Below are 25,771 nucleotides of genomic sequence, written 5' to 3' on the forward strand. Positions count from 1 at the left end.
TGCTCAAACCGACTCTTGAATCAGAAGGAAAGACCCATGTCCAAATCTCTCGTCGTGATCACCGGTGCCTCTGCCGGGATCGGTGCCGCCATCGCCCGTGCCTTCTCTGCCGCCGGTCATCCGCTGCTATTGCTGGCCCGCCGGGTCGAGCCGATGCAGGCACTGAACCTGCCCGATACCCTCTGCATCGGGGTCGATGTGACCGACACCGCCGCCATGAAAGCCGCCGTCCAGCAGGCAGAAGCCAAATTTGGCCCGGTCGGCTGCATGGTCAACAACGCCGGTGTCATGCTGCTTGGTCAGGCAGATGTGCAGGATCCCGCCGAGTGGCAACAGATGCTCAACATCAACGTGATGGGGGTGCTGAACGGCGTCCACGCAGTGCTGGCAGGCATGAAGGAGCGCCGCAGCGGTACCATCATCAACATCAGCTCCATTGCCGGTCGCAAGACCTTCCCGAACCATGCTGCCTACTGCGCCACCAAGTTCGCCGTGCACGCCCTGACCGAGAACATCCGGGAAGAGGTGGCCGATGTCGGCGTGCGTATGGTGACCATTGCCCCGGGTGCGGTCGAGACCGAGCTGCTCAGCCACACCACTGACGAGAGCATCAAGGCCGGTTACCACGACTGGAAAGATCAGATGGGCGGCGTCATTGCGCCGGAAGTGATCGCCGATGCCGTGCTCTACGCCTGGAACCAGCCTGCCAACGTCTGCGTGCGCGAGATCGTGCTGGCGGCGACCCGTCAGCAACCTTAATCCTGGCTGACTGACACCATGGGGAGGGCTTGACCCTCCCCCGGGGCACAGGGTTACCATGTGCCCCTTGTTATTTTCGAGTCATTCCATGGTTCTCACCCGTCGCCAACTCGCTCACGCCCGTCGCTGGCTCCCCTTGTGGAGTCTGGTGCTGGTGTTGATGTCGTTTGGCAGCCGGGCCGCAACCGACCTCTGTACCCTGACTACCCACTGCAGCCAGAGCGAGCGTACCCTGGAAAAAGCGATGCCCTGTGGCAGCTTTACCACCGCCCTCTCGATGACGCTGATAGGCAGCGACAGCCTGACGGTCGCCGTGCTGGAACCGGATCCCCCCGACTTCGCCTCCCCCTCTCTCTTTATGCCGGACGCTCCGTGCGAGCGGCTCGAACGTCCCCCACGCCCCCGGATCTGAAACGCATCCCGTATCGGGCATCTTTTCTTTCAATCTGAGGTGAGTGATGTACAAACCCCTGTTACTGGCCATGCTGGCCGGTACCGTCAGCTTTTCGGCTCTCGCGGCCGAGAAGATGACCGTCTACAAATCCAAATATTGTGGCTGCTGCCAAAGCTGGAACGAGCACATGGAGCAGAATGGCTTCGAACTGGACGTCATCGAAACCGAACAGCTCGGCGCAGTGAAGCAGCAATACGGTATCGCGCCGGAACTGGCTTCTTGCCATACCGGTATCGTAAATGGCTATGTGATCGAGGGGCATGTACCGGCCGCCGATGTACAGAAGCTGCTCAGGGAAAAACCGGCGATCCGTGGCCTGACCATTCCGGGCATGCCCCAGAGTGCGCCGGGCATGGATATTCCGGGCCATCCCTATGAGGTACTGAGTATCAGCAACGAGGGCGCGACCAACCGCTGGTCGAGCTACCCCGGCTGACGAAAACTGGCCATGAGTGGGCACTCCCATATCATGTGAGGCACACCTGAGCGGACTCTTGCCGCTCATGGCCAGAGAAGGGGCCGCTATCGCGAGATAGCGGCTTTTTTTGATTACATTTCCTGCAATAACAAGGGATTGCTTGCAACCACCGGCAACAAGGGGCAGATTTAACGCCAATTCATGGAGCCGATGCTCAGGTCTACCAACCCTTTCCAGCGCCAAGGATGCGACATGTTTACCTTTTCCCGAGGAGTTCTGCTGCTAGCCTTTCTGACAGTTCTCCCCCCCACTTATGCCAATGAAGAGCCCGCCATGCTGACAAGCGAACATCCAATCCAGCCGCCCGTGGCCGCCAAACATCCCCGCACGCTGAAAAAACACGGGGATACCCGCATCGACAACTACTACTGGCTGCGTGACGACGAGCGGCAGAAGCCCGAGGTATTGGACTATCTCAAGGCCGAGAACGCCTATACCGAGGCCATCCTCAAGCCGACCCAACCCCTGCGCGAACAGCTCTACAAAGAGATGGTCGCCCGCATCCCCCAGCAGGATGAGTCGGTACCCTATGTGAAGAACGGCTACCGCTACCAGACCCGCTATGAGCCGGGCAAGGAGTACGGGATCTACTCGCGCACCAAGCTCGGTGAAGAGCAGTCGAGCCTGTTGCTCGACAGCAACCAGCGGGCAGAAGGGCACGAGTTCTATGCCCTCGGCGCCCTTGAGGTGAGCCGTAACAACCGCTGGCTGGCGGTGGCGGAAGATTTCCTCTCCCGCCGTCAGTACCAGATCCAGTTCCTCGATCTGGAGAGCGGCCAGTGGGCCACCGACAAACTGGAAAATACCTCCGGCAATCTGGTGTGGGCCAACGACAACAAGACCGTCTTCTATGTGCGCAAGCACCCGCAGACCCTGCTGCCCTATCAGGTCTATCGCCACACGCTAGGGACGGATCCGGCCACGGACAAGCTGGTCTATGAAGAGAAGGATGACTCCTTCTACATCAGCCTCTACGCCACCACCTCGGAAGATTTCATCGTCATCGCCCTCTCCAGCACCACCACAGGCGAAGCGCGGCTGATCGATGCCAACCAGCCGGAGCACGCCCCACGCCTGTTCCTGCCCCGTCAGGTGGATCACGAATACAGCCTGGATCACTACCGCGGCCGCTTCTATGTGCGCTCCAACAAGGACGGCAAGAACTTCGGCCTCTACGAGACCAAAGAGAGCCCGGTGGATCGCTGGAAGGCGGTGATTGCCCCCAATCCGGACGTGCTGCTGGAGAGTTACGCCCTGTTCAAGGATTGGCTGGTATTGGAAGAGCGCAACAAGGGGCTGACCCGACTGCGCCAGATCAACTGGCAGAGCGGTGACGAGAAGGAGATCGCCTTCGACGATCCCGCCTATGTCACCTGGCTCGCCTACAACCCGGAACCGGATACCAGCGCCTTGCGCTATGGCTACTCCTCCATGACCACCCCCGCCTCCACCTATGAGCTGGACATGGCGAGCGGCAAGCGCACCCTGCTCAAGCAGCAACCGGTGGCCGGCTTCAAGGCCGACCAGTACGCCAGCGAGCGGCTCTGGGTGACCGCCCGCGACGGCGTATCGGTGCCGGTGTCGCTGGTCTATCGCAAGGACAAGTTCAAGAAAGAGCAGGCTGATGCGCCCAAGAATCCGCTGCTGGTCTATGGCTATGGCTCCTACGGCGCCAGTATGGATCCCGACTTCAGCAGCTCGCGCCTGAGCCTGCTGGACAGAGGCTTCGTCTACGCCATCGCCCATATCCGGGGTGGTGAAGAGCTGGGCCGTCACTGGTACGAAGATGGCAAACTGCTGAAAAAGCAGAACACCTTCAATGACTTTATCGATGTCACCAAGGCGCTGGTTGAGCAAGGCTACGGTGCCAAAGATCAGGTCTACGCCATGGGCGGCAGCGCCGGTGGCCTGCTGATGGGGGCGGTCATCAATCAGGCGCCCGAACTCTATCGCGGCGTGGTGGCGCAGGTGCCGTTCATCGATGTGGTTACCACCATGCTGGACGAGTCCATTCCCCTCACCACCGGGGAGTATGACGAGTGGGGCAACCCGAACCAGAAGCGCTACTACGACTACATGAAGAGCTACAGCCCCTACGATCAGGTGAAGGCGCAAGCCTACCCCAACCTGCTGGTCACCACCGGGCTGCACGACTCGCAAGTGCAGTATTGGGAGCCCGCCAAGTGGGTCGCCAAGCTGCGCGAACTGAAGACAGATGATAACAAGTTGTTACTGAACACCGACATGGACGCCGGCCACGGCGGCAAGTCGGGCCGCTTCAAAGCCTACGAGGATATCGCGCTGGAATACGCCTTTATCCTGGATCTGGCCACCCCGGCCAACTGATCTCTCATGACTCCGGCCCTTGTCATTCAAGGGCCGCATAAGAATCCTCTCGTAGTTTTTCCCTCTTCCATTTCCCTTCATATCAAATTAATCTTCGGCAAGAAAATGAATGATCGAGGTCATGTTTCTCAAGATTTAACTCCGCTATTTTGCCATTTCGTTTGATTTATGTTGGGTGAATGTGCTTAATCGGAGTGCTTGCAACTTTTTATTTGGCCCCTCAGGGGCCAATTTATCTTCGACCGACAGGAGGTCGGTAGCCTCACCACAGGATGAGGGTGACTGCCGGAAAGGGGGTGATCAACTCCCCCGCTTTCGCGCAACGAGAAGAGCGGGCAAGCCCGGCGCAAAACGGGATTGCCATCAATTTATCCGGGGATCGGATAAACAAAATCAAAGAAAAGGGAGAAAAAATGAAAGGATTAACTTTGGCATGCGCCCTGTCGGCGGCTCTGGTCGGTGTTTCATTCGGTGGTCCTGTACAAGCGCAGGAGCGCTTCGTGACCATAGGCACCGGCGGTCAGACCGGCGTCTACTATGTCGCTGGCCAGTCCATCTGCCGCTTCCTCAATCGCGGCGCCGCCGATCACCAGATCAAGTGCAACGCCCCGGCCAGTGGCGGCGGTGTAGCCAACGTCAACGGCATCCGCAGCGGTGAATTCAACTTCGGCATCATGCAATCCGACCACCAGTTCAAGGCGATGAAGGGGCTGCCACCGTTCCAGGCCGAAGGGGCCATGGACGATATGCGCGCCGTCTTCTCCCTGCAGAGCGAGGTGTTCACCATCCTGGCTCGCCGCGATGCCAAGATCGCCAGCTTCGACGACCTGAAAGGCAAGCGCGTCAACATCGGCAACCCGGGCTCCGGCCAGCGTGACACCATGGAAGAGATCATGGCGGTCAAAGGCTGGAAGAAGGGTGACTTCGGTCTGGTCTCCGAGCTGAAACCGGCCGAACAGGCCTCCGCCCTCGGTGACAACAACATCGACGCCATGAGCTACTTCGTCGGTCACCCGAACGGCGCCATTCAGGAAGCCTCCACCACCACAGATGCAGTACTGGTACCTGTGACCGGCGCCGACATCGACAAACTGCTGGCCGAGAAGAGCTACTACAGCAAGGCCGAGATCCCGGGCGGCATCTACAAGGGCAGCGATAAACCGACCCCCTCCATCGGTGGCAAAGCGGTGCTCTCCACCAGCGCCAAAACCGATCCGGAAGTGGTCTATCAGCTGGTCAAGTCGGTGTTCGACAACCTGGATCGCTTCAAGCGCCTGCACCCTGCCTTTGCCGACCTGAAAGAGGCCGACATGATCAAGGTGGGTCTCTCTGCACCGCTGCATGAAGGGGCTGCCCGCTACTACAAAGAGCGCGGCTGGCTCTGATTGAAGGCCCCGGGGCCTTTGTCACTCTCTTCGACACCCGTCTGCCGCCTGATTGCGGGGGCGGGTGTCGCTCTTGTTGTACTCGTTGGCACAAGTTAACCCTATGCAAGATAAACAACTCTCTACCGAGGAACTGATCGCCCAGGATGTGGGCGCTCGCCTGCCGCTGGGCATCATGGGCTGGCTCATCACAGCGCTGGCGCTGGCCTGGTCGCTGTTCCAGCTCTGGATCGCCTCGCCACTCCCCTTCATGGTGGGGTTTGGCGTACTCAATGACACCGAAACCCGCTCCATTCACCTCACCTTTGCCCTGTTGCTCGCTTTTCTGGTGTTCCCGGCATTTCGCTCCTCGCCACGGGATCGGGTTCCCCTCGGCGATATCGCTCTCGGTCTGATCGCTGCTGGCGCCGCCTCTTACCTGTTTGTGATGTATGAAGCACTGGCGCTGCGTCCCGGCACCCTCACCACCGCCGATCTGGTGACCGCCTGCATCGGCATTCCGCTGCTGCTGGAAGCGGCGCGCCGCGCCCTGGGGCCAGCACTGGCGGTCATCGCTATCGTCTTTCTGATCTACAGCCTGGCGGGCCCCTGGATGCCGGGACTGCTGGCACATCGCGGGGTAGGCTTTACCGCGCTGGCCAACCACCAGTGGATCACCACCGAAGGGGTGTTCGGCATCGCCCTTGGCGTCTCCACCAGCTTCGTGTTTCTGTTCGTGCTGTTCGGCGCCCTGCTGGAGCGGGCCGGTGCCGGTCACTACTTTATCCAGCTCGCCTTCAGCCTGCTCGGTCACCTGCGCGGCGGCCCGGCCAAGGCGGCAGTGGTCGCCTCCGGCCTGACCGGCCTGATCTCCGGCTCGTCGATTGCCAACGTGGTGACCACCGGCACCTTCACCATCCCGATGATGAAGAAGGTAGGCTTCAGTTCAGAGAAAGCGGGGGCGGTCGAAGTGGCCTCCTCGGTCAACGGCCAGATCATGCCGCCGGTGATGGGGGCTGCGGCTTTCCTGATGGTGGAATACGTGGGTATCCCCTATGTGGAGATCATCAAGCACGCCTTCCTGCCTGCCGCCATCTCCTACATAGCGCTGCTCTACATCGTCCATCTGGAGGCGCTGAAACTGGGCATGCAGCCCATCGGCAACCATCAACCCAAACCCTGGCTGCGTCGCCTGACCGGTTTTGCCTTTGGCGCGGCCCTCATCAGCGGCCTGTCGCTGGCGGTCTACTATGGCCTCGGCTGGCTCAAACCTGCGCTGGGTGACTACGCCCTGCCGGGGATCTCGGTACTGCTGGCTGCCACCTATGTGGCTCTGTTGAAGATCGCCGCCAGCAATGAACCGCTGCCTGCCGAAGATCCCGACAAGCCGCTCACCGAGTTGCCCAACACCCGCGCCGTGCTGCTCTCCGGCCTGCACTTCCTGCTGCCGGTGGTAGTACTGGTATGGTGCCTGATGGTGGAACGCCTCTCGCCGGGGCTGTCGGCCTTCTGGGGGACCGTGATGCTGGTGATCATCCTGCTGACCCAGCGCCCGCTGCTCAACTGGCTGCGCAAGGACGGCAAGCACGACTACGGCACCGTCGCTGACGGCGTGGTGGATCTGCGGGAAGGGCTGGTCGCCGGTGCCCGCAACATGATCGGTATCGGCATTGCCACTGCCACCGCGGGGATTATCGTGGGTGCGGTCTCCCAGACCGGGGTTGGTCTGGTGCTGGCGGATCTGGTGGAGTTCCTCTCCATGGGCAACCTGCTGCTGATGCTGCTGCTCACCGCACTGCTGAGCCTGATCCTCGGCATGGGGCTGCCGACCACGGCCAACTACATCGTCGTCTCCAGCCTGCTGGCGCCAGTGGTGGTAACGCTGGGGCAGCAAAACGGGCTGATCGTGCCGCTGATCGCGGTGCACCTGTTCGTCTTCTACTTCGGCATCATGGCGGATGTGACCCCGCCGGTGGGACTGGCTTCCTTCGCGGCTGCGGCTGTCTCAAAGGGCGATCCCATCAAGACCGGGATCACCGCGTTCTACTACAGCCTGCGTACCGCGGCGCTGCCGTTCCTGTTTATCTTCAACACCGATCTGCTGCTGATCGACGTGGACTTCGCCCACGGGGTGCTGATCTTCATCGTGGCGACCATCGCCATGCTGATCTTCGCCGCCGCCACCCAGGGCTGGTTCCTGGTGAAGAGCCGCTGGTACGAGAGCGTGCTGCTGCTGCTGGTCGCCTTTACCCTGTTCCGCCCGGGTTTCTGGATGGACATGGTGCACGACCCCTATCGCGAGACCCCGCCTGCCCAGCTGGCCCAAACCATGGGTGAAGTGGAGGCGGAGAGCACCCTGCGGCTGCGGATCCTCGGTGAAGATGCAGTGGGCAAACCGCGCAAGTTCACCCTGCTGGTCGCCGTACCGGATGGGGCAAATGGCGAAGAGCGGCTGGCCAATCTGGGGCTGAGCCTCTATGAGCAGGATGGCAAGACGCTGATCGACAACGTCGCCTTTGGCAGCCCGGCCGCCACCATGGGACTGGAGTTCGATCAGGAGATCCTCACCGTCAAGGCGCCGACCGAGCGCTGGACCAAGGAGTGGATGTGGATCCCGGGCTTCCTGCTGTTCGGGGTGATCGTCTGGCTGCAGCGTCGCCGCAGCGTCAAGGCCGGTTAATCCACCGGGCAGATGAGACAGAGGGCCGCTATTGCGGCCCTCTTTTTATTGCCTTGTTATTGCCTTGCCCTCTGCGGCTCTTGCGATGAGCAACAATCATGGAAAAAGATAAACGGTGGCGAGCGGCCAAAAAAGTGGGGTGACATGTCCATGTCACCCCCTCGCAAATAGCATGTTCCATATTGGTGTCCGGCCACGCCGGGTCTCTGTTTCACTTTCCGATAGTTCGCGACCCATCTGAAGTGCGCGCCAATTGCAGCAATGCAACTGGCCAGCTACCCGTTACAACCTTCGTCCACACGGCAGACAAGCCGCCGTGTTTGTCCTTGCAACTGAAATATTACGCATAAAAACAAAATAAAAAACGTTTTTATGCTAATTCCATTCACATCAGAGTACAAAAAACAGCCTTATCATCACCACTAAATTGTTATAAAACAGCAAGATAGATTCATGCATGGTTATTCACCCGCAAAGGGTATCAGCAATGGCTTACAAGGCTTTGCGAGATCTCGCACAAAAAATGGCCGCCTCACAGCCAACGGCGCAGGGGCAACCAGTCACTCAGGCGTGCTATCAGTCGCCTTGACCACCCTTCGGGTTTGCGCGGCAATCCACCCGCCTGCTCCTGCCAGCGAGCCAGCCACATTCGCAGCGCCTCGCAGATCGGCGGGCAGTGCAGATGCAGCATCAGTTCGGTATTGAGAAACAGCGAGCGGGGATCGAGGTTGAGGCTGCCAAACAGCGCCCGCTCCTCCCCCAGCAGGATCAGCTTGGCGTGCAGGCTGCCGTGGCCGTGGTCAAACTCGGCAACACGGATCCCGCGCCGCAGCAACCAGCCGAGATAACGTTGGTAGGCGCCATAGACCAGTGGCACATCGGTGCTGGCCAGCGAGTTGGTGAGAATGTCGATGGCGACCCCCTGCTGGCGCAGCCGCGCCAGACGGTGCCGAAACCCGCGAGTAAGGATGAGGTAAGGGGTCACCAACCCCAGCGAGCCGGGATTGTCAGCCAGCTGGCGCCAAAGCTGGCGGGCAGTGGTGGGGCGGGAGATAAGCCCCTTGCCGGGATGGTCGAACCACACCTCGGCCCGCCCTTCATGCCACTGCAGCGGCAAATCGCTCTCGTCAAACAGCGCCGCAGGCAGATCGTAGACCGTCGCCACCGCCGGATCCGTCATGGTGAACAGGAAGTCGTTGACCACCTCTATTTCGGCGGGCAGCAGCTCGCGGCGCAGCAGATGGCGGATGGGATGACTCCAGCGGCTGTGCCAGAACTGCTCGAACCCCTGCTCCATCTGCTGGCACAGGCCCCCCTGACAGGCGAGATCGAGATCCACAAAGGGGGCTTGCGGATCCAGACCGAAGTAACGATCGCCTATGTTGCGCCCGCCGATCAGCGCCAGCTTGCCATCCACCAGCAGCAGCTTGTTGTGCATCCGGTGGTTGATGCGGCGAAAGCTGAGCAGTCCCTCCAGCAGCAGTGCCAGCGGGCGCCAGCCACGCAGCCAGAAGGGGTTGAATAGCCGCACCTCGATCCCCGGGTAGTGAGCCACCATCTCCAGAAAGCGGTTGTCACCGGCATAGAGATCATCCACCAGCAGCTGCACCTTGACACCACGCCGGGCAGCGTGGAGCAGCTCGCTCAGCAGCAACTTGCCGCTGCTGTCCTCCTCCCAGCTGTAGTACTGCGCCTGGATCCGCTCGCGGGCATGGCGGATCCAGTGGCAGCGCACCTTGAGCGCCAGCAGGGGATCGTCGATCAGGGCAAAGGATCCGGGGATCATGGTGTCATCCTGCTGTCATGGCCGGGTGTCATAACGCTGGCGAGCCTCTCACATACTCAAAAGGAGTTGCTGATGGAACTGCATGATACCCCGATGTTGCGCTATCTGGGCCAGCTCAGCCAGCCAGATCTCATCCCGGCCACCGGCCCCGCCCACTGGTTCCTGCAACACAGGGACGGTGGCTGGCAATTGCCGACCGTGCAGGCGACCTTGCCGGTCAACCGGCTCAGGGCTGAGCCGCTTCGATAGCGGCAGCCTTGCCCTCGATCTGGGGCAGGCTGAAACGATAGGCCACGTAGTACTTGTAGATGGTGCCGACATAGTTGATCGGCCCCTGTCCGACTTCGTTGGCCACCAGCTGATCCACGTTGCCGAACCAGACGTTGGGATCGAGCCCCAGCTTCTCCGCCTTGCCTCGCAGCGCCTGCACCCGGTTTGGCCCGGCGTTGTAGGCGGCGAGGGCAAACAGGTGGCGGTTGAGCCGATCCAGCTTGGGATCATTGAAGTAGGTATCGAGGATCAACCGCATGTAGCGGCAGGCTGCCTCCACATTTCCCTCCAGCGTGGTGAGTCTGGCGCCGTTGATGCCGACCTCCCGCCCTGTGCTGGGCAGCAACTGCATGAGGCCCACGGCCCCCTTGGGCGAGCGTGCCTTGGGATTGAGGCCGGACTCCTTGTAGCCAAGCGCCGCCAGCATCAACCAGTCGAGATCGTATTGATTGGCGTACTTCTCCAGCACCTTGCGAATGGTCGCGAGGCGCCCCATAGGATCCGGCGCCAGGATATTGCTCATCTGATCGCTGCGAACCAGCAACCGGCGCAGGGTCATGTCACTGTAAAGGCTGTTGCGGCTGACACTCGCCAGATAACCATTGACCGCCTTGAGCAGCTCGGGGCTGTTCTTGCGCAGCGCCCAGGCACTGGTGCCGTTGCTGCGCAGGGGGATCAACTTGTGGGCCTTGAGGCCGGAGATCATCCCACCCAGCCAGATCCGCCCCTTGTAGCTGTCAGTCACCGTCAGGGGAATAATGCCAGCGGCCACCATCTCCAGCAGATCGCCATCCTGCAGGTATTCGGGCACCGTCTCGATATAGACGGGGGGCAGCCCCAGCTCGCGAAACAGCCAGTTGAGCTGGCGCAGACTCTCGTAGTAGCTGGAGCTGGCGCGCACCCAGACCCGCCTGCCGGAGAGCTGGGTAATACGACTGAAGGCGGGCAGGCTCTGCTGGCTCACCACCCACTCCTCTATGGATGAAATGAGCGGCCGGGAGAAGGCCACCTGTTCACGCCGGGTCGGGGTCACCGTCATGGTTGCCGCCACCAGATCGCCACGCCCCTCGGTCAGATAGTCCAGCAGCTTGTCTTGGCGCACCGGGATGTAGACCACCTTGAGTTTGACCTTCTCTTTGGCGAGATAGGTCTTGTTCAGCCAGCGCTCGAACCCTTGCAACTGATTGACCAGAATGCCGTACTGGGCGCCGCGATCGAGAAAATAGAAGCCGCGCTCATAGACCACCAGAGCCCTGAGTTCGCGCTTTTGCAGAATGCTTTCGAGATCCCCGGGTTGGGGCAGACGCTGTGGCTTGAGTTCAGCCGCGAGCAGGGGAAAACAGCAGAGGGCCAGCAGAGCCCAGATCCAGCGTCGCATCACGATGGCTGCCCCTGTGCTGAGGTCACGCCCGCTGCCTGTTGGCAGCACGGATCACGATAGAGGGTGGGATTGGGGGCAGAGATCCATCGCTGCGTCATGATGTTTACGCCTTCTGTTGGCCGACTCGCGCCGGGCAAAAACGTCTGTGGGATAGAGTAACTATAGAACGCCGACCCACAGCAGAAGGGTCAACACGGCAGGCAAACCTGCCGCGTTATCAGACAACTCAGATAGAGCGGGCCCGCATTTCGAAAATCAGTTTTTCGGCGGTGCAGGTGAATTGCAGGCGGGCTTTCAGGATCACGCCGTTGGCGCCCTGAGTCAGTTCGCTGCTCACTTGAGCTTCGGCAGTGACCTGTTTGGCCAGTGCTTCATAGGCAGCCAGCTTGGCGCGGGCATCCGCCTCGGCAGCGGCTTCAATCACCAGATCCATCACATCGTCGCCTTCGCCGATGATGGTGCCGATCTCGGCAAAACAGCCACAGCTGTCACAGGTTTCGTTCAGTTCAACTTTCTCGTCTACAGACATTTTCTACTCCTACTGCTTATTTCGGATGATTTGCGTCGTCACGCATCGCCTTGCGAAAATCTTTGATGGCGGTACCCAGATCCTCACCTGCACTGGCAAGACGCTTGCTGCCGAAGACCAGCACAACGACCAGCAAGAGGATCAGCATATGCCAGATATGAATTCCACCGAGTCCCATAGGGATACTCCCTCACAAAGAGATATCTGTTACTTGTATCAAAATAGAGCGCAGGGATTGTTGGGCAAAATCAAGGCAGGTGCAAGTGAGCAAATAAATCATAGCCAAAAAATAGGGCGACCCTGAGGTCGCCATATTGATTGTGCTACATGTCCCCTCAACCGCTACATCCTGTACCAGTGGTTCATGCGAACCTGAGACCATTCGAGGATAAGATCGCCAAGATATGAAAACAAATGGTATAAATTCATCTTAGAATTGAAGAGGATTCATATCATGCTGCTGGAACAACTGGGTCGCATCGACCTCAATTTGCTGATTATCCTGCAGGTACTGCTGGAAGAGCGCAACGGCAGCAAGGCGGCACGCCGCCTTCATCTGAGCCAGTCCGCCGTCAGCAAAGCCCTCGGCCGCCTGCGCGATACCTTCAATGATCCCCTCTTCATCCGCTCTGCCTACGGGCTGGAACCCACCGGCCGCGCCCTTGCACTGCAGCAGCAGTTGCAACCCATCCTGCTGTCGCTGGATAACCTGATCCAGCCGCCCGAGTTCGACCCCGCCAGCTCGGAGCGAGAGTTCGTCATCGCCAGCATGGACAGCGCCTTTACCCTGTTTGCCCCGCTCTACCTGAGCGAGCTGAAGCGGCAGGCACCACGGATCCGCTTGCGTTACGAGGAGTGGACCGAGAACAGTCTGACCGAGATGAGTCAGGGACAGGTGGACATCGCCTTCGCGGTGCGGGAGAACTGCATCAGCTCCGATTATCGGCTCGATACCCTGCCCGACAGCATCTGTCAGCGAGTGCTGGCGGTCGATGATCTCACCTGTCTGGTGCAGCAACACCACCCCGCGCTGCGGGAGCCCAACTGGAATCTGGAGCACTACCTCAGCTATCCCCATGTGCAGACTTACTGCGAGGGGCGGGACCGCTGGATGCTGGATCACAAGCTGGCAGAGCAGGATCTCTACCGGCGTATCGAGGCAACCGTGCCCTCCTTCGAGGCAGCGCTGCGGATGGGGATGCACTCCGACATGATAGTGACCCTCTCCCGGCTCTACGCCCGCCACGCTACCCAGGTCTATCCGCTGTTACAGCTGCCGCTGCCCATCGGGTTGGACAGCATCTCCCATCTGCTCATCTGGCATCAGCGTCACAGCGAGGATCCGGGCCACCGCTGGCTGCGGGAGCTGCTGCTGTCCCTCATCATGAGCAAACTGGAACCTGCAGCGACCACTCACGGGTGACGGCACGCCTTCTCGGCAACAAAAAAGAACGGGGCTCTGCGTAGCCCCGTTTCATTCACTTCAAGATGTAAACCGCTCAGCCCTGACCGGTCACCGCCAGATAGTGATGTACCCCGTCCAGCAACATCTGGACCGAGATCATCACCAGCAGCATACCCATCAGCCGCTCCACCGCAGTGAGTCCCCGCTCACCCAGCAGCTTGTTGAATACCTCGTAGAACATCAGGATCACCGCGCTGGCGGCCCAGGCCATAAAGAGCGCCAGCGACCAGTCCACCATCCGGGCGGGCTCCTGATTGGCCAGCAGCATCAACGATGCGAGGATCGACGGACCGGCGATCATCGGGATCGCCATCGGTACCAGGAAGGGCTCCTCGCCCGCCGCCAGCCCGGTCACGCCCCCCTCACTCGGGAAGATCATCTTGATGGCGATCAGGAACAGGATAATGCCCCCCGCAATGCTGACCGCCTCCTGCCGCAGGTTGAGGAAACCGAGGATCTGCTGACCGACGAACAGGAACAGCATCATGATGGCCAGCGAGAAGAGCAGCTCACGCACCATCACCTTGCGACGTCGCTTGGGATCGATATGACGCAGGATAGAGAGGAAGACCGGCAGGTTGCCCAGCGGGTCCATGATCAGAAACAGCATGACTGCGGCAGAGAAAGTATCCATACAACGCCCGGGCTACGCCCTGAATAGGGAAAAGAGAGGGGGCGAAATATAGCAAAGGGCGAAGAATTGAGCGAGCGCCATGATGCGCTCGCAGCGGGATTAACCGTGGTTGCAGATCTTGTCGGCGCGGGTCTGGAAACCCTCGGCCGAGTCGATGAATTTGCCGCGGGCGGCTAGAAAGTCGATCAGCGCTTCTGCATCCATCTCGCTGGCGCTGCAGGTATGAAAACGGGCCTCGGCACCGAACCGCTCGGCCATCGCCTGTTTCAGGCTGGCACGGGTAAATTGCCCCCCTTGCGCCAGCATCATCTCCATCACTTCGTGACCATGAACCGATTGCGACATCTCTCACCTCAATAATGAACATATTTAATGCCAATTAAATATCTCCCCGCCCGGAGGGATCTTGATATAGGCCAATAAATTGCGCATTACCTGGTCAGGGGAGTGGTCACCGCCACCGCTTTGTCGATAATGTGGCAACCCGCGTCAGGGATCGCTACACTGGCGCCCCTTTTTGGCCATCGCAGACAATGTATAAGGATATTGGCGTCATGCTGTTCCATGGAGAGGCTCTCAAGCCCTGGCAGATCTGGACCCGCCGACCACTCTGGCTCAAGACCCTGATCGGTATGCTGACAGGGGTGGGTCTGGGCGTTGGCTTTGAAGAGCAAGCCCTGCTGCTCAAGCCCCTTGGCGTCCTGTTCGTCAACACCATCCAGATGCTGATGGTGCCCCTCATTTTCTGTTCGGTCATCGCCGGCCTCACCTCGCTGCTCAAGGGCAAGGCCCTCGATCGCATCGGCAGCAAGGCGATCTGCCTCTACTTCTGCTCGACCGCCATCGCCATCTGCATCGGCCTGATGATGGGCTGGCTGCTGGAACCCGGCATGGGTGCCGACATGGGCCCCTATGAGCGGATCGGTATGTCGGAACCACCTACCCTGGCCAGCGTGCTGAGCCATCTGGTGCCGAGCAACCCGGTACAGGCGATGGTGGATGGCAAGATCCTGCAAGTAATCGTCTTTGCGGTGGCGCTGGCGGTCGCCCTCAATGCCAGCGGTCGCCGTGGCCGTCCCGCCATCCTCTTCTTCACCTCGCTGGCCGAGGGGATGTTCAAGCTGACCCAGATGGTGATGGCGCTCGCGCCTTACGGTGTCTGCGCCCTGATGGCCTGGATGACCGGCAAGTACGGCCTCGACCTGCTGCTACCGCTGCTCAAGGTGATCGGCGCCGTCTACCTCGGCTGCCTGCTGCACGTGCTCGGGGTCTACAGCACTCTGCTGCTCCTGTTGGCACGGCTCAATCCGCTGCACTACTTCAAGAGCATCGTTGATGCCCAGGCGGTGGCCTTCACCAGCAGCTCCAGCAACTCCACCCTGCCCATCAGTCTGGCATGCGCCGAGAAGCGGCTGGGAGTCTCCCCCGCCATCACCGCCAAGGTGCTGCCCATCGGCGCCACCATCAACATGGATGGCACAGCCCTCTATCAGGGAGTGACTGCACTGTTCGTGGCTCAGGCATTCGGGGTGGATCTGCACATGGTCGATTACCTGACCATCATCAGCATCGCCACCCTGGCCAGTATCGGCACCGCAGGCACCCCGGGCACCGGGTTGATGCTGCTGACCCTGACCCTGACGGCGGTGGGCTTGCCGCTGGAAGGGGTGGCACTGATTGCAGGCATTGACCGGATCCTCGACATGGCGCGCACCACGGTCAATGTATCGGGGGATATTCTGGTGTCGGTGCTGATCGCCCGCAGCGAAAACGAGCTGGATCTGGCGACCTATCACGATGCCAGCGCAGGGGAAGATATCGAGTTCCCGCCGCGCTAGCGGAAGAGAGATCAGCTGTCGTGGGGATCGTGATGACAGCGCCAGCAGACGTCGAAGTTGGCGCCGTTCTCCTCCCCGCACTGGCCGCATAGCCAGCCGTTACCCTGACGCTGCTGGTAACGCTCGATGACCCGTCCCGCCTTGCTGCGATCCTCGGCTCGCACCATCAGGGTCACCTGCAACATGTCGACCGGCAGTTCGCCAAGGGCGCCAGACAGCCCCTCGCCATTGAGGCGCACCAGCACCCCTTCCGCCTCCAGCGCCCCTTTCAACGCGTGCGCCTCCAGGGTGTGTGAGGCGCGATAGAGATTGATCCAGTTATCCATAGCTCCCCCTTACAACAACTTGTCGATGCCAAACCCGGCGCCGTTCTCAATCATGAAGTCGATGAAGGCCCGCAACTTGCGCGGCATCAGTTGCCGCTCCGGAAACAGCAAATAAATCGGCACCCTGGGTTGCTGCCACTCTGGCAACAGGATCACCAGCTCGCCGCTGGCCAGCTCATCCTGACAGAGCATAGCGGGTAACGAGGCCAACCCCAGCCCCGCCTTCGCCGCCTCCCGGGCACAGGTAATATTATTGACCCGAAAACGGGATGGGGGGTCAACCAGCACCTCTCTGCCATCCAGCTCGAAACACCAGTGAGAGGCGAGAAACCCGCTACTTACCGTCACCCGCTCGTGGTTGGCCAGATCCTCCGGCTGCTCGATGACCGGACTACGGGCCAGATAGTCCGGGCTGGCACAGAGCAGCCTCCCGGTGCTCCAGAGTCGGCGCGCCGCCAGATTGGAGTCGCTCATGTCGCCAATACGCACCACCGCATCCAGCCCTTCACTGATGGGATCCACCACCCGGTTGGTCAGTTCCAGCTCCACCTGCAGGGCGGGATAGGCCTGCAAAAACTTGGCGACCAAGCGCCCAACCACCAGTTGCCCCGTCTCGATGGGCACCGCCAGTTTGAGAGTGCCGGTCACCTCCTGCTGGCTGGCGCTCAGCATCAGCTCGGCTTCGGTCAGGGCATCGACCGCCTTGCTACAGTGCAGGTAGTACTTCTCCCCCTCCTCGGTCAAAGTGAGCTGACGGGTGGAGCGATAGAGCAGACGCACTCCGAGCCGCTGTTCCAGTTCGGCGATGCGGCGGCTGACCATCGCCTTGGTCATCCCCAGCTCGCGGGCAGCCCCCGTAAACGAGCCCTTGTCGACGATACGCACCAGAATTAACGCGGCATTGAGATCCATTGTTGCACCAGTGAAACTGTATATCTCGTGAACCAATACTAATCGAAACAGTTGACCAGTGTTAGCCTGCGCCCCTTAAGTTCAGGAATCACAAAAATGAGTCAACACAAGAAAATTCCCCTGCTGGCAGCCATGATATTGACGCTGCTCGGTCTGCTGTTCGCCGGTTACTGGTATCTTCACGGCCGCTATTTTGAAAGCACCGACAACGCCTATCTGCAAAGTGAAGTGACCGGGATCAGCTCCAAGCTGCCCGGCTATATCCGCGAAGTGCTGGTCACCGACAACCAGCCGGTCAAAGCGGGCCAACTGATAGCCCGTCTCGATGATCGCGAATACAAAACCAGGGTCGCGGAGGCCGAAGCCGACCTGCGCCTCAATCAGGCGACGGCCGAAAATTTGGCGGCCACCCGCACCCAACAACTGAGCCTGATCCAGCAGGCCGAGGCCAAGGTCGCCTCCGCCAAGGCCGAACAGCTGCGCGCCAGCCAGCAGGTCAACCGGATCAGTCAGCTCAACCAGCGCCACTACAGCTCGCAAGACAGTCTGGACGAGGTGCGTGCCGGCCTGCAGGTCAATCAGGCGCAAGCCCGGGAGGCCCAAGCCGCCCTGCAGGCGGCCCGTGAGCGACTGCTGGTACTGGATGCCGAGCGCAAACAGAATCTGGCCAAGCTGGCATTGAGCGAAGCACAACTGGAGCAGGCCAAGCTGGAGCTAGGTTATACCGAGCTGCGGGCACCGGCCGATGGCATCATCGGCAAGCGCAGCCTGCGGGAAGGGCTCTACGTCCAGTCCGGTATGCAGGTCGCCAGCCTGGTGCCGCTGCAGCAGGTGTGGGTCGAGGCCAACTTCAAGGAGACCCAGCTCGCCCATATGCAGCCGGGCCAGAAGGTCGAAGTGGTACTCGATGCCTACCCGGATCAACCGGTCGAGGGGATCATCGACAGCCTGGCCCCGGCCACCGGCGCCAAATTCGCCCTGCTGCCACCGGAGAATGCCACTGGCAACTTCACCAAAATCGTGCAGCGGGTACCGGTGAAGATCCGTATCCCCAAGCCAGGCCCGCTGGCAGGCAAGCTGCTGCCTGGTCTCTCGACCGAAGTGATCGTGGATACCCGCACTCCAGATCCCGTGGTGGCTGCCAACTGATGGAACCCATTCCACGTCGCAACTGGATCGCGGTCATGGGGGGCCTTATCGGCGCCTTTATGGCCATCCTCGATATCCAGATCACCAATGCCTCCCTGAAGGATATTCAGGGGGCCCTGTCGGCCACCCTGAGCGAAAGCTCCTGGATCTCCACCTCCTATCTGGTGGCGGAGATGATCGCCATCCCCCTGAGCGGCTGGCTGAGCCGGGGGCTGAGCGTGCGCCGCTACCTGCTCTGGACCACCGGCGCCTTTATCGCCGCCTCCGTGCTCTGCTCGTTCAGCTGGAACCTCACCAGCATGATCGTCTTCCGGGCGCTGCAAGGCTTCACTGGCGGGGCGCTGATCCCGATGGCCTTTTCCCTCATCGTCACCCTGTTGCCGTTACAGAAGCGGGCCACCGGCATGGCGCTGTTTGGCCTCTGCGCCACCTTCGCCCCCGCCATCGGCCCAACCCTCGGCGGCTGGCTCACCGAGCAGATGTCGTGGCACTACATCTTCTATCTCAACGTGCCGCCAGGATTGCTGGTGATGGCCATGCTGGCCCACGGGCTTGATAAAAAACCGGTGGACTGGGCCGTGATCAAGCGGGTGGATCTCATCGGGATTGTCACCATGGCGCTTGGCCTCGGCTTGCTGGAGGTGGTACTGGAAGAGGGCAACCGGGAAGACTGGTTCGGCTCAAGCTTCATCGTGCGACTGGCAGTCATTTCGGCGGTGGCGCTGGTGTTCTTCGTCATCAGCCAGCTGATCCGCCGTCACCCGCTGGTCAATCTGCGGCTGCTGCACAACCCGCGCTTCGCGCTGGCCTGCTTCGCCTATCTGATCCTCGGCATGGCGTTGATGGGCTCCATCTATGTGCTGCCGCTCTACATGACCCAGATCCACAACTACAACGCGCTGGAAATCGGCGAGGTACTGATGTGGATGGGGCTGCCGCAACTGCTGGTGTTACCGCTGGTGCCCAAACTGACCCACAAGATAGACCCGCGCTATCTGGTGAGTTTCGGCTTCCTGATCTTCGCCGTCAGCTGCTTTATGAACGTCAACATGAGTGCCGACTACGCCGGGCCGCAGCTGATCCAGTCACTGATCGTGCGGGCGCTGGGGCAGCCCTTCATCATGGTGCCGCTCTCCCTGGTCGCCACCGCCAGCCTGAGCCACGACGAGATCCCCTCCTCCTCGACCCTGCTCAACGTGCTGCGCAACCTCGGTGGCGCGTTCGGTATCGCCATCATCGCGACCCTGCTCGACAACGATACCCGCACCCATGTGCTGCAGATTGGCAGCACTCTGGCCGCCAGCAGTATCGAGGGGCAAAACTATCTGCTGCAACTGGCCCAGAGCATGATGGCGCAGGGTTCAGGCCCCGAGATTGCCCAGCAGCAAGCACGGGCCATGCTGGCCAATACCATCAACCGGGAGGCGGCCATCATGGCCTACAACCAGGTGTTCTACATCATGGGGATCTTCCTGCTGATCGCCAGCGGCCTGATGCTGTTGCTCAAATCCCCCGCCCCACGGGCAGCGGATGCCGAACCGCTAGAGGCGTGAAAAACGCCGGGCATAAAACGAAAAACGGGCCAATGCCCGTTTTTCGTTATCTGTTACCTGCACTCAACCAGAAGGTGTTATCCCGCCAGCGACCCTGCAATCAGGAATTGCGCTGCGAAGTAGCTGCTCATCACCCAGGCGCGGGCGTGGGGAAAGGGGCGACGGAAGCGATCGAGCGCCAGCATGCTGTCGGAGAAGAGGAACATCAGCGCCCCCACCAGAGCGGCGGCCGAACCAGCAGTGAGAGAGGCGTGCCAGGCACCTGCGGCCACCCAGGCCATGCCGATGATCACCAGCATGTAGCAGAAGACCGGGATCCGCATCTCCCCCAGCTTGCCCCACAGCAGGCCGAATACCATGCCGGAGATCAGCAACAGCAGCAAACCATCCACCAGATTGAGCAGCAATGGTCCTTGGGCAAAACCGACGATATAGCAGAGATGCGCGACAAGAAATGCCGCCAACCCCTGAATGAAGCGATCGCTTGGCAGCATCAGCAGCACATCGCCCGCCAGCGAGAGACAAAGGCCAAGCAGGATCCAGGCGTGTGAACCGTCGTGGTCATAACTCTGGTAGCCGAACGCCAACGCGATGATAAGCAACATGGTCAGTGGCTTGCTGATATAGAACTGGCGGCTGTCTGAACCGTAGGCAGCACGGATGTGCCACCAACCTGAAGCGATGATCAAGAAACTCAATAACATGCCCTGCTCCTCACCTGTTGCTCGCAGTCATACGGCAACCGTTTTTATCATGGTGCAGGGTAACAAATTCCCTCCCCCAGTGGCAGGGGTGCTTATCAAATGGGCAGGCTAAGCCTAAAGTCTAATTGCCGCACCGAGTGGTTCAGGGCATAAGTGACGGGTCTGGAGGATCACCATGGAAGAAGCTATGAAGAACTATCTGCCCGCCATCGATATCATGATGTGCCATCTGGGGATCAGCTTTGAGCAGGCCTGTGAACAACTGGGTCTTAGCCAGCAGGAGCAACAGGCACTGGATCAGCTGCAGCAGCAACAGCAGAGCCAAGCCAACTAAGCCCTCCCGTTATTGGATATCATGATGCGCCATCTGGGGATCTGCTTTGAGCAGGCCTGCGAACAGCTGGGTCTCAGCCAGCAGGAGCAACAGGCACTGGATCAGTTGCAGCAACAGCAGAGCCAAACCAACTAGCCCGTTCAAACATGCATACCAAAGAGAAGACCGCCAGCAGGCGGTCTTCTCTTTTAGTCTGTGTGATACCTCGGCAAGGCATCATGCAATACCTGCCAGCAGGCGACTCCAGTTGCGTTTACCAGCGATGAAGCCGTCCCGCAGGGCCCGATACTCCAGTTGCAGCTTGAGGCGGTCATAGCGCGCCAGCGCCTTGCGCTTGCGCAGCTCCAGCAGCCGCTTGCGACTGGCATAATAGTGTTGCAACTGCTGGCTCAGCTTGTCGTACTCCTCCTGCAGCAGCACCTGCCACAGTTCTAGATCTTCCTGCTTGCGCAACTTGGCTTGTGCCCGTTTCAGCTGCATCTGCAGCCGGGCCTGCTCGATACGCTCCTCCGGCGAAGATCTGAGATCTCCCGCCAGACCACACCAGGAGGCGAGCCGGATCAACCACTTGGTCGGATCGAACTGCCACCAGTGAATGCCGTTGCGGTAGTCATTCTCGAACAGGTGGTGAAAGTTGTGGTACCCCTCGCCAAAGGTGAAAAAAGCCAGGATGCCGTTATCGCGAGCGGTATTGCGATCGGTATAGGGCTGACTGCCCCAGATGTGGGCCAGCGAGTTGATGAAGAAGGTAGTGTGGTGAGTCATCACCATCCTCAGCACGCCCACCAACAGCAACATGCCGAGCAAGTCCCCGTGCCACAGGCCAAGCAGCAGCGGCAGCCCCAGATTGGCCGCCAGTGCCAGCGTCAGATAGTGACGGTGCTGAAACGCGACCACCGGGTTGTTTTGCAGGTCTCGCACATTGCTGTAATCACCATAGCGATCTCCCTGATGCTCCCGCAACATCCAGCCGATGTGCGAATACCAGAAACCGCGCCCCGCGCTGTAGGGGTCTTTATCGTTGTCATCCACATGACGATGGTGACGGCGGTGATCGGCCGACCAGTGCAGGGCCGAATTCTGCAGCGCCAACGCACCGCCGATGGCAAACAACCACTGCAAAGCGGGGTGCGCCTTGTAGGCCTTGTGCGACCAGAGCCGGTGATAACCTGCGGTGATGGAGAGACCACTCAGGCAGAACAACAACAGGAAACTGGCCCACTGCCAGAGATCGTAACCGTGACTCATGCCGTACCAGGGTACGACAATCAACGCCACTATCCCGGAGAGGGAGAACAGCAGGGTATTGGTCAAAATAATGGGGGGTCTGGCCATCTCATTGCATCCTTTCAGCGAACAGCTGTTAGCCATTTTCTATGGTGATTTCCTCACGGTCAATGGTAAAAAAGTAGGATACAAACCTGATCCTGAGGCGCCTTCGGGTTATCATTTGTCCTCGTTAAGCTGAAGGTGACTGATTTCGTGGGTATTCGCGCTCAACAAAAAGAAAAAACCCGGCGTACATTGATCGATGCTGCATTCAGCCAACTGTGCGCCAATCGGAGTTTCTCCAATCTCAGCCTGCGGGAAGTCGCTCGCGAAGCGGGTATCGCGCCCACCTCTTTCTATCGCCACTTTCGCGATATGGAGGAGCTGGGCCTGACCCTGGTTGACGAAGGAGGTCTTACCCTGCGCCAACTGATGCGACAGGCACGCCAGCGCATTGCCGGTGGTGGCAGTGTCATCAGCACCTCGGTGCAGACCTTTATGGAGTTCGTCGAGAACAACCCCAACATCTTCCGGCTGCTGCTGCGGGAACGCTCCGGCACCTCGGCCGCCTTTCGTCAGGCGGTGGCTCGAGAAATCCAGCACTTTATCGCAGAGCTGACCGATTATCTGGAAGCCACCACAGAAGCACCACGGGAAGATGCCTACATCCAGGCAGAAGCCATGGTCACCATCGTCTTCAGTGCCGGTGCCGATGCACTCGACATGACCAGCGAAGAGTGCCGTGCACTCTCCGATCGCACTATTCGCCAACTGCGGATGATCGCCATGGGCGCCGAGGTACAAAACCAGAAGCGCCGTGAACCTCACCCATGACCACAGGATGGAGAACGACATGCCTGAACAGCTTATGATCCCGAAAAAACCGCTCGCCATGGCCATGCTGATTGGTATCTGTGGCGATGCCTCTCTGGCCGTACTGACAAACTCAGTCGTGCCCTTCTCCTTCTTCCCGCTGATTGCCCTCTGGCTGGCGGCCTATCAGCTGTTCCAGCACTATCGCCATGAACCCATGGTGGGCAACACCCCCATCTGCACCCTGCTCTGCTTCTTTATCGGTGTCTTCGGCCACTCCGCGCTGCTCAAGGTGCAATACCCGGAGCTTGGCAGCAACTTCTTCTCCCTGATCATGATGCTGCTGTTACTGGCAGCACTCTCCATCAAGCTCGGCCTGAGCATTGGCAACAAAGAGAAGCGCTGATAAATCGACCGAGTGATGGTAATCAGCTGATAGATAAAGCAAAGAGGCCTTCCCGTCGAGAAGGCCTCTTTGCTTGAACGGTACCTGATTAATCCGGCAATCTCGGTATTCCCAACCTCGCCAAGCGGCTTGGCTTTAAGATCGACGTGCAAATGGAAGAGGGGGTGGTCAATATGGAGCTGCCCTGTAGTCAGCAGGCAGCAGAAGGCTGATTTGGCCGCCTGTAAACTCGCTCAAATGGCTGATAAGGCTCGGATATAGCCAGAAAATGGTGGAAATAACCGGCTATCTGGCACTCTTACTTGGCAGGGAAAAGCCAGATATTGGTGGTTTAAGGCGCTAAAAATACAAAAGCCCAGTCGAGAGACCGGGCTTTGTGTTGGTTCTTGCGTACAAATCTGTGGGACTTATGGGCAAGATCGCACATAGCAAAAAGGCCTTCCCAATCGGGAAGGCCTTCAAATTAGTGGCGGAGCGGACGGGACTCGAACCCGCGACCCCCGGCGTGACAGGCCGGTATTCTAACCGACTGAACTACCGCTCCGCATTCGGTTAGCTTGCGCTAAATCTTCTGCTGCTTCTTCTGAGGTGTCATCCTCGCAGCCGGCTATGTGTTTTCACATCACCGTTTAATTGGGTGCCTGGCAGTGTCCTACTCTCGCATGGCGAATGCCACACTACCATCGGCGCTACCGCGTTTCACTTCTGAGTTCGGCATGGGATCAGGTGGTTCCACGGCGCTATGGCCGCCAGGCAAATTCTTAATCTAGAAAGCTGACGTGAATAACGACTTGGCTACTGTGCTTTGTCATTACCACTGAATTTGAGTAGTTCGTTCTATTTGCTACAAGTCTTAGAACACTTCTTGGGTGTTGTATGGTTAAGCCTCACGGGTAATTAGTATGGGTTAGCTCAACACGTCGCCGCGCTTACACACCCCACCTATCAACGTTGTGGTCTCCAACGGCCCTTTAGGACCCTCAAGGGGTCAGGGATGACTCATCTCAGGGCTCGCTTCCCGCTTAGATGCTTTCAGCGGTTATCGATTCCGAACTTAGCTACCGGGCAGTGCCACTGGCGTGACAACCCGAACACCAGAGGTTCGTTCACTCCGGTCCTCTCGTACTAGGAGCAACTCCCTTCAATCATCCAACGCCCACGGCAGATAGGGACCGAACTGTCTCACGACGTTCTGAACCCAGCTCGCGTACCACTTTAAATGGCGAACAGCCATACCCTTGGGACCGACTTCAGCCCCAGGATGTGATGAGCCGACATCGAGGTGCCAAACACCGCCGTCGATATGAACTCTTGGGCGGTATCAGCCTGTTATCCCCGGAGTACCTTTTATCCGTTGAGCGATGGCCCTTCCATTCAGAACCACCGGATCACTATGACCTACTTTCGTACCTGCTCGACCTGTCCGTCTCGCAGTTAAGCTGGCTTATGCCATTGCACTAACCTCCTGATGTCCGACCAGGATTAGCCAACCTTCGTGCTCCTCCGTTACTCTTTGGGAGGAGACCGCCCCAGTCAAACTACCCACCAGGCACTGTCCGCGAGCCCGATTCAGGGCCCTGCGTTAGAACATCAAACATACAAGGGTGGTATTTCAAGGACGGCTCCAGCGCAACTGGCGTCACGCCTTCAAAGCCTCCCACCTATCCTACACATGTAGGTTCAATGTTCAGTGCCAAGCTGTAGTAAAGGTTCACGGGGTCTTTCCGTCTAGCCGCGGGTACACCGCATCTTCACGGCGAATTCGATTTCACTGAGTCTCGGGTGGAGACAGCATGGCCATGGTTACACCATTCGTGCAGGTCGGAACTTACCCGACAAGGAATTTCGCTACCTTAGGACCGTTATAGTTACGGCCGCCGTTTACCGGGGCTTCGATCAAGAGCTTCGCTTGCGCTAACCCCATCAATTAACCTTCCGGCACCGGGCAGGTGTCACACCCTATACGTCCACTTTCGTGTTTGCAGAGTGCTGTGTTTTTGATAAACAGTCCCAGCCATCTGGTCACTGCGACTCCCAACTGCTCCATCCGCAAGGGACTTCACTGTCAAGAGCGAACCTTCTCCCGAAGTTACGGTTCTATTTTGCCTAGTTCCTTCACCCGAGTTCTCTCAAGCGCCTTGGTATTCTCTACCCGACCACCTGTGTCGGTTTGGGGTACGATGACTTGTAATCTGAAGCTTAGAGGCTTTTCCTGGAAGCAGGGCATCAATGGCTTCCGCACCGTAGTGCGTTCGTCTCGTGTCTCAGTGTTGTGTCTCCGGATTTGCCTAGAAACACCACCTACGCACTTTCACCAGGAC

At 59.3% G+C, this 25,771-nt stretch carries 24 protein-coding genes, 1 tRNA gene and 2 rRNA genes (1 of these 27 running past the window's edge); 14 read left to right on the forward strand and 13 right to left on the reverse strand.

All coding sequences use genetic code 11. The features are described from left to right. Positions 1-36: 36 nt before the first annotated feature. From WBR25_RS19190 to WBR25_RS19215, 6 genes are all read left to right on the forward strand, one after another. Entirely contained in the window at positions 37-759 is a 723-nt protein-coding gene (locus WBR25_RS19190; protein ID WP_005348556.1) for an SDR family oxidoreductase, read from the forward strand. A gap of 88 nt (positions 760-847) precedes the next feature. Beyond that, entirely contained in the window at positions 848-1,171 is a 324-nt protein-coding gene (locus WBR25_RS19195; RefSeq protein WP_479748972.1) for a hypothetical protein, read from the forward strand. A gap of 46 nt (positions 1,172-1,217) precedes the next feature. Continuing rightward, complete coding sequence (locus tag WBR25_RS19200) at positions 1,218-1,649, forward strand: DUF411 domain-containing protein (protein WP_005348551.1); 432 nt, start codon at positions 1,218-1,220, stop codon at positions 1,647-1,649. A 234-nt stretch (positions 1,650-1,883) separates the two neighbouring features. Continuing rightward, positions 1,884-4,037, forward strand: coding sequence for a S9 family peptidase (locus tag WBR25_RS19205; RefSeq protein ID WP_479748974.1), 2,154 nt, complete (start codon positions 1,884-1,886; stop codon positions 4,035-4,037). A 413-nt stretch (positions 4,038-4,450) separates the two neighbouring features. Continuing rightward, positions 4,451-5,422: a TAXI family TRAP transporter solute-binding subunit gene (locus WBR25_RS19210; protein ID WP_005339950.1), complete on the forward strand. Its 972-nt coding sequence runs from the start codon at positions 4,451-4,453 to the stop codon at positions 5,420-5,422. Between the two features lie 103 nt (positions 5,423-5,525). Continuing rightward, entirely contained in the window at positions 5,526-8,081 is a 2,556-nt protein-coding gene (locus WBR25_RS19215) for a TRAP transporter permease (protein WP_019444684.1), read from the forward strand. Between the two features lie 532 nt (positions 8,082-8,613). On the opposite strand, the gene WBR25_RS19220 is transcribed toward WBR25_RS19215, so the two are convergent. Beyond that, positions 8,614-9,867: a phospholipase D-like domain-containing protein gene (locus WBR25_RS19220; RefSeq protein WP_479748976.1), complete on the reverse strand. Its 1,254-nt coding sequence runs from the start codon at positions 9,865-9,867 to the stop codon at positions 8,614-8,616. A 72-nt stretch (positions 9,868-9,939) separates the two neighbouring features. On the opposite strand from WBR25_RS19220, the gene WBR25_RS19225 reads away from it, so the two are divergent. Then, complete coding sequence (locus WBR25_RS19225; protein ID WP_005339947.1) at positions 9,940-10,116, forward strand: hypothetical protein; 177 nt, start codon at positions 9,940-9,942, stop codon at positions 10,114-10,116. Here WBR25_RS19225 and WBR25_RS19230 read toward each other — a convergent pair. The 3 genes from WBR25_RS19230 to tatA all read right to left on the reverse strand — a co-directional run bounded on the left by WBR25_RS19230 (position 10,094) and on the right by tatA (position 12,225). Further along, positions 10,094-11,515: an MltF family protein gene (locus tag WBR25_RS19230; protein WP_021231555.1), complete on the reverse strand. Its 1,422-nt coding sequence runs from the start codon at positions 11,513-11,515 to the stop codon at positions 10,094-10,096. The two genes, WBR25_RS19225 and WBR25_RS19230, sit on opposite strands and share 23 nt — an antisense overlap. A 229-nt stretch (positions 11,516-11,744) precedes the next feature. Continuing rightward, positions 11,745-12,047: a YfcZ/YiiS family protein gene (locus WBR25_RS19235; RefSeq protein ID WP_005339945.1), complete on the reverse strand. Its 303-nt coding sequence runs from the start codon at positions 12,045-12,047 to the stop codon at positions 11,745-11,747. 16 nt (positions 12,048-12,063) lie between these two features. Then, positions 12,064-12,225, reverse strand: a complete 162-nt coding sequence (gene tatA, locus WBR25_RS19240) for a twin-arginine translocase TatA/TatE family subunit (RefSeq protein ID WP_005339944.1) — start codon at positions 12,223-12,225, stop codon at positions 12,064-12,066. Between the two features lie 276 nt (positions 12,226-12,501). Here tatA and WBR25_RS19245 point away from each other — a divergent pair, with 276 nt between their 5' ends. Further along, the gene (locus WBR25_RS19245; RefSeq protein ID WP_005357635.1) at positions 12,502-13,470 is read left to right on the forward strand and encodes a LysR family transcriptional regulator; all 969 of its coding nucleotides are present in this window, start codon (positions 12,502-12,504) and stop codon (positions 13,468-13,470) included. Positions 13,471-13,546: 76 nt separating this feature from the next. On the opposite strand, the gene WBR25_RS19250 is transcribed toward WBR25_RS19245, so the two are convergent. Further along, complete coding sequence (locus tag WBR25_RS19250; protein ID WP_041202392.1) at positions 13,547-14,146, reverse strand: YhgN family NAAT transporter; 600 nt, start codon at positions 14,144-14,146, stop codon at positions 13,547-13,549. A gap of 99 nt (positions 14,147-14,245) precedes the next feature. After that, positions 14,246-14,491, reverse strand: a complete 246-nt coding sequence (locus tag WBR25_RS19255) for a YecH family metal-binding protein (protein ID WP_005357633.1) — start codon at positions 14,489-14,491, stop codon at positions 14,246-14,248. 209 nt (positions 14,492-14,700) lie between these two features. Here WBR25_RS19255 and WBR25_RS19260 point away from each other — a divergent pair, with 209 nt between their 5' ends. Further along, complete coding sequence (locus WBR25_RS19260; RefSeq protein WP_040069539.1) at positions 14,701-15,984, forward strand: dicarboxylate/amino acid:cation symporter; 1,284 nt, start codon at positions 14,701-14,703, stop codon at positions 15,982-15,984. A gap of 11 nt (positions 15,985-15,995) precedes the next feature. Here the strand turns inward: WBR25_RS19260 and WBR25_RS19265 are convergent, their stop codons facing one another. Both WBR25_RS19265 and WBR25_RS19270 read right to left on the reverse strand, forming a co-directional pair. Further along, on the reverse strand, positions 15,996-16,310 hold the full coding sequence (locus WBR25_RS19265) for a putative signal transducing protein (RefSeq protein ID WP_005339933.1): 315 nt from the start codon (positions 16,308-16,310) through the stop codon (positions 15,996-15,998). A 9-nt stretch (positions 16,311-16,319) separates the two neighbouring features. Then, positions 16,320-17,222, reverse strand: a complete 903-nt coding sequence (locus WBR25_RS19270) for a LysR family transcriptional regulator (RefSeq protein WP_479748978.1) — start codon at positions 17,220-17,222, stop codon at positions 16,320-16,322. Positions 17,223-17,318: 96 nt separating this feature from the next. Between WBR25_RS19270 and WBR25_RS19275 the strand changes: the two genes are divergently transcribed. Then, complete coding sequence (locus WBR25_RS19275; RefSeq protein ID WP_479748980.1) at positions 17,319-18,371, forward strand: HlyD family secretion protein; 1,053 nt, start codon at positions 17,319-17,321, stop codon at positions 18,369-18,371. Beyond that, positions 18,371-19,924, forward strand: a complete 1,554-nt coding sequence (locus WBR25_RS19280) for a DHA2 family efflux MFS transporter permease subunit (RefSeq protein ID WP_236272278.1) — start codon at positions 18,371-18,373, stop codon at positions 19,922-19,924. Before WBR25_RS19275 ends, WBR25_RS19280 begins: the two co-directional genes overlap by 1 nt. 77 nt (positions 19,925-20,001) lie before the next feature. Here WBR25_RS19280 and WBR25_RS19285 read toward each other — a convergent pair whose 3' ends face one another. Then, on the reverse strand, positions 20,002-20,628 hold the full coding sequence (locus WBR25_RS19285) for a lysoplasmalogenase (RefSeq protein WP_429146524.1): 627 nt from the start codon (positions 20,626-20,628) through the stop codon (positions 20,002-20,004). 175 nt (positions 20,629-20,803) lie between these two features. On the opposite strand from WBR25_RS19285, the gene WBR25_RS19290 reads away from it, so the two are divergent. Beyond that, positions 20,804-20,962: a hypothetical protein gene (locus WBR25_RS19290; protein ID WP_139462383.1), complete on the forward strand. Its 159-nt coding sequence runs from the start codon at positions 20,804-20,806 to the stop codon at positions 20,960-20,962. A gap of 216 nt (positions 20,963-21,178) precedes the next feature. Here the strand turns inward: WBR25_RS19290 and WBR25_RS19295 are convergent, their stop codons facing one another. After that, positions 21,179-22,297 carry an acyl-CoA desaturase gene (locus WBR25_RS19295; RefSeq protein WP_429146520.1) on the reverse strand — a complete coding sequence of 373 codons (1,119 nt, stop codon included), beginning with the start codon at positions 22,295-22,297 and terminating at the stop codon, positions 21,179-21,181. Positions 22,298-22,444: 147 nt separating this feature from the next. On the opposite strand from WBR25_RS19295, the gene fabR reads away from it, so the two are divergent. Continuing rightward, entirely contained in the window at positions 22,445-23,065 is a 621-nt protein-coding gene (gene fabR, locus WBR25_RS19300; RefSeq protein ID WP_005339921.1) for an HTH-type transcriptional repressor FabR, read from the forward strand. A gap of 19 nt (positions 23,066-23,084) precedes the next feature. Continuing rightward, positions 23,085-23,450, forward strand: a complete 366-nt coding sequence (locus WBR25_RS19305) for a YijD family membrane protein (protein WP_005348493.1) — start codon at positions 23,085-23,087, stop codon at positions 23,448-23,450. Between the two features lie 467 nt (positions 23,451-23,917). On the opposite strand, the gene WBR25_RS19310 is transcribed toward WBR25_RS19305, so the two are convergent. From WBR25_RS19310 to WBR25_RS19320, 3 genes are all read right to left on the reverse strand, one after another. Further along, positions 23,918-23,994, reverse strand: a tRNA-Asp gene (locus WBR25_RS19310). Between the two features lie 95 nt (positions 23,995-24,089). After that, a 5S ribosomal RNA gene (rrf, locus tag WBR25_RS19315) occupies positions 24,090-24,204 on the reverse strand. Between the two features lie 122 nt (positions 24,205-24,326). Further along, positions 24,327-25,771 (reverse strand): 23S ribosomal RNA (locus tag WBR25_RS19320) (it continues 1,444 nt past the right edge of the window).

The sequence above is a fragment of the Aeromonas sp. MTB genome, assembly GCF_056632455.1.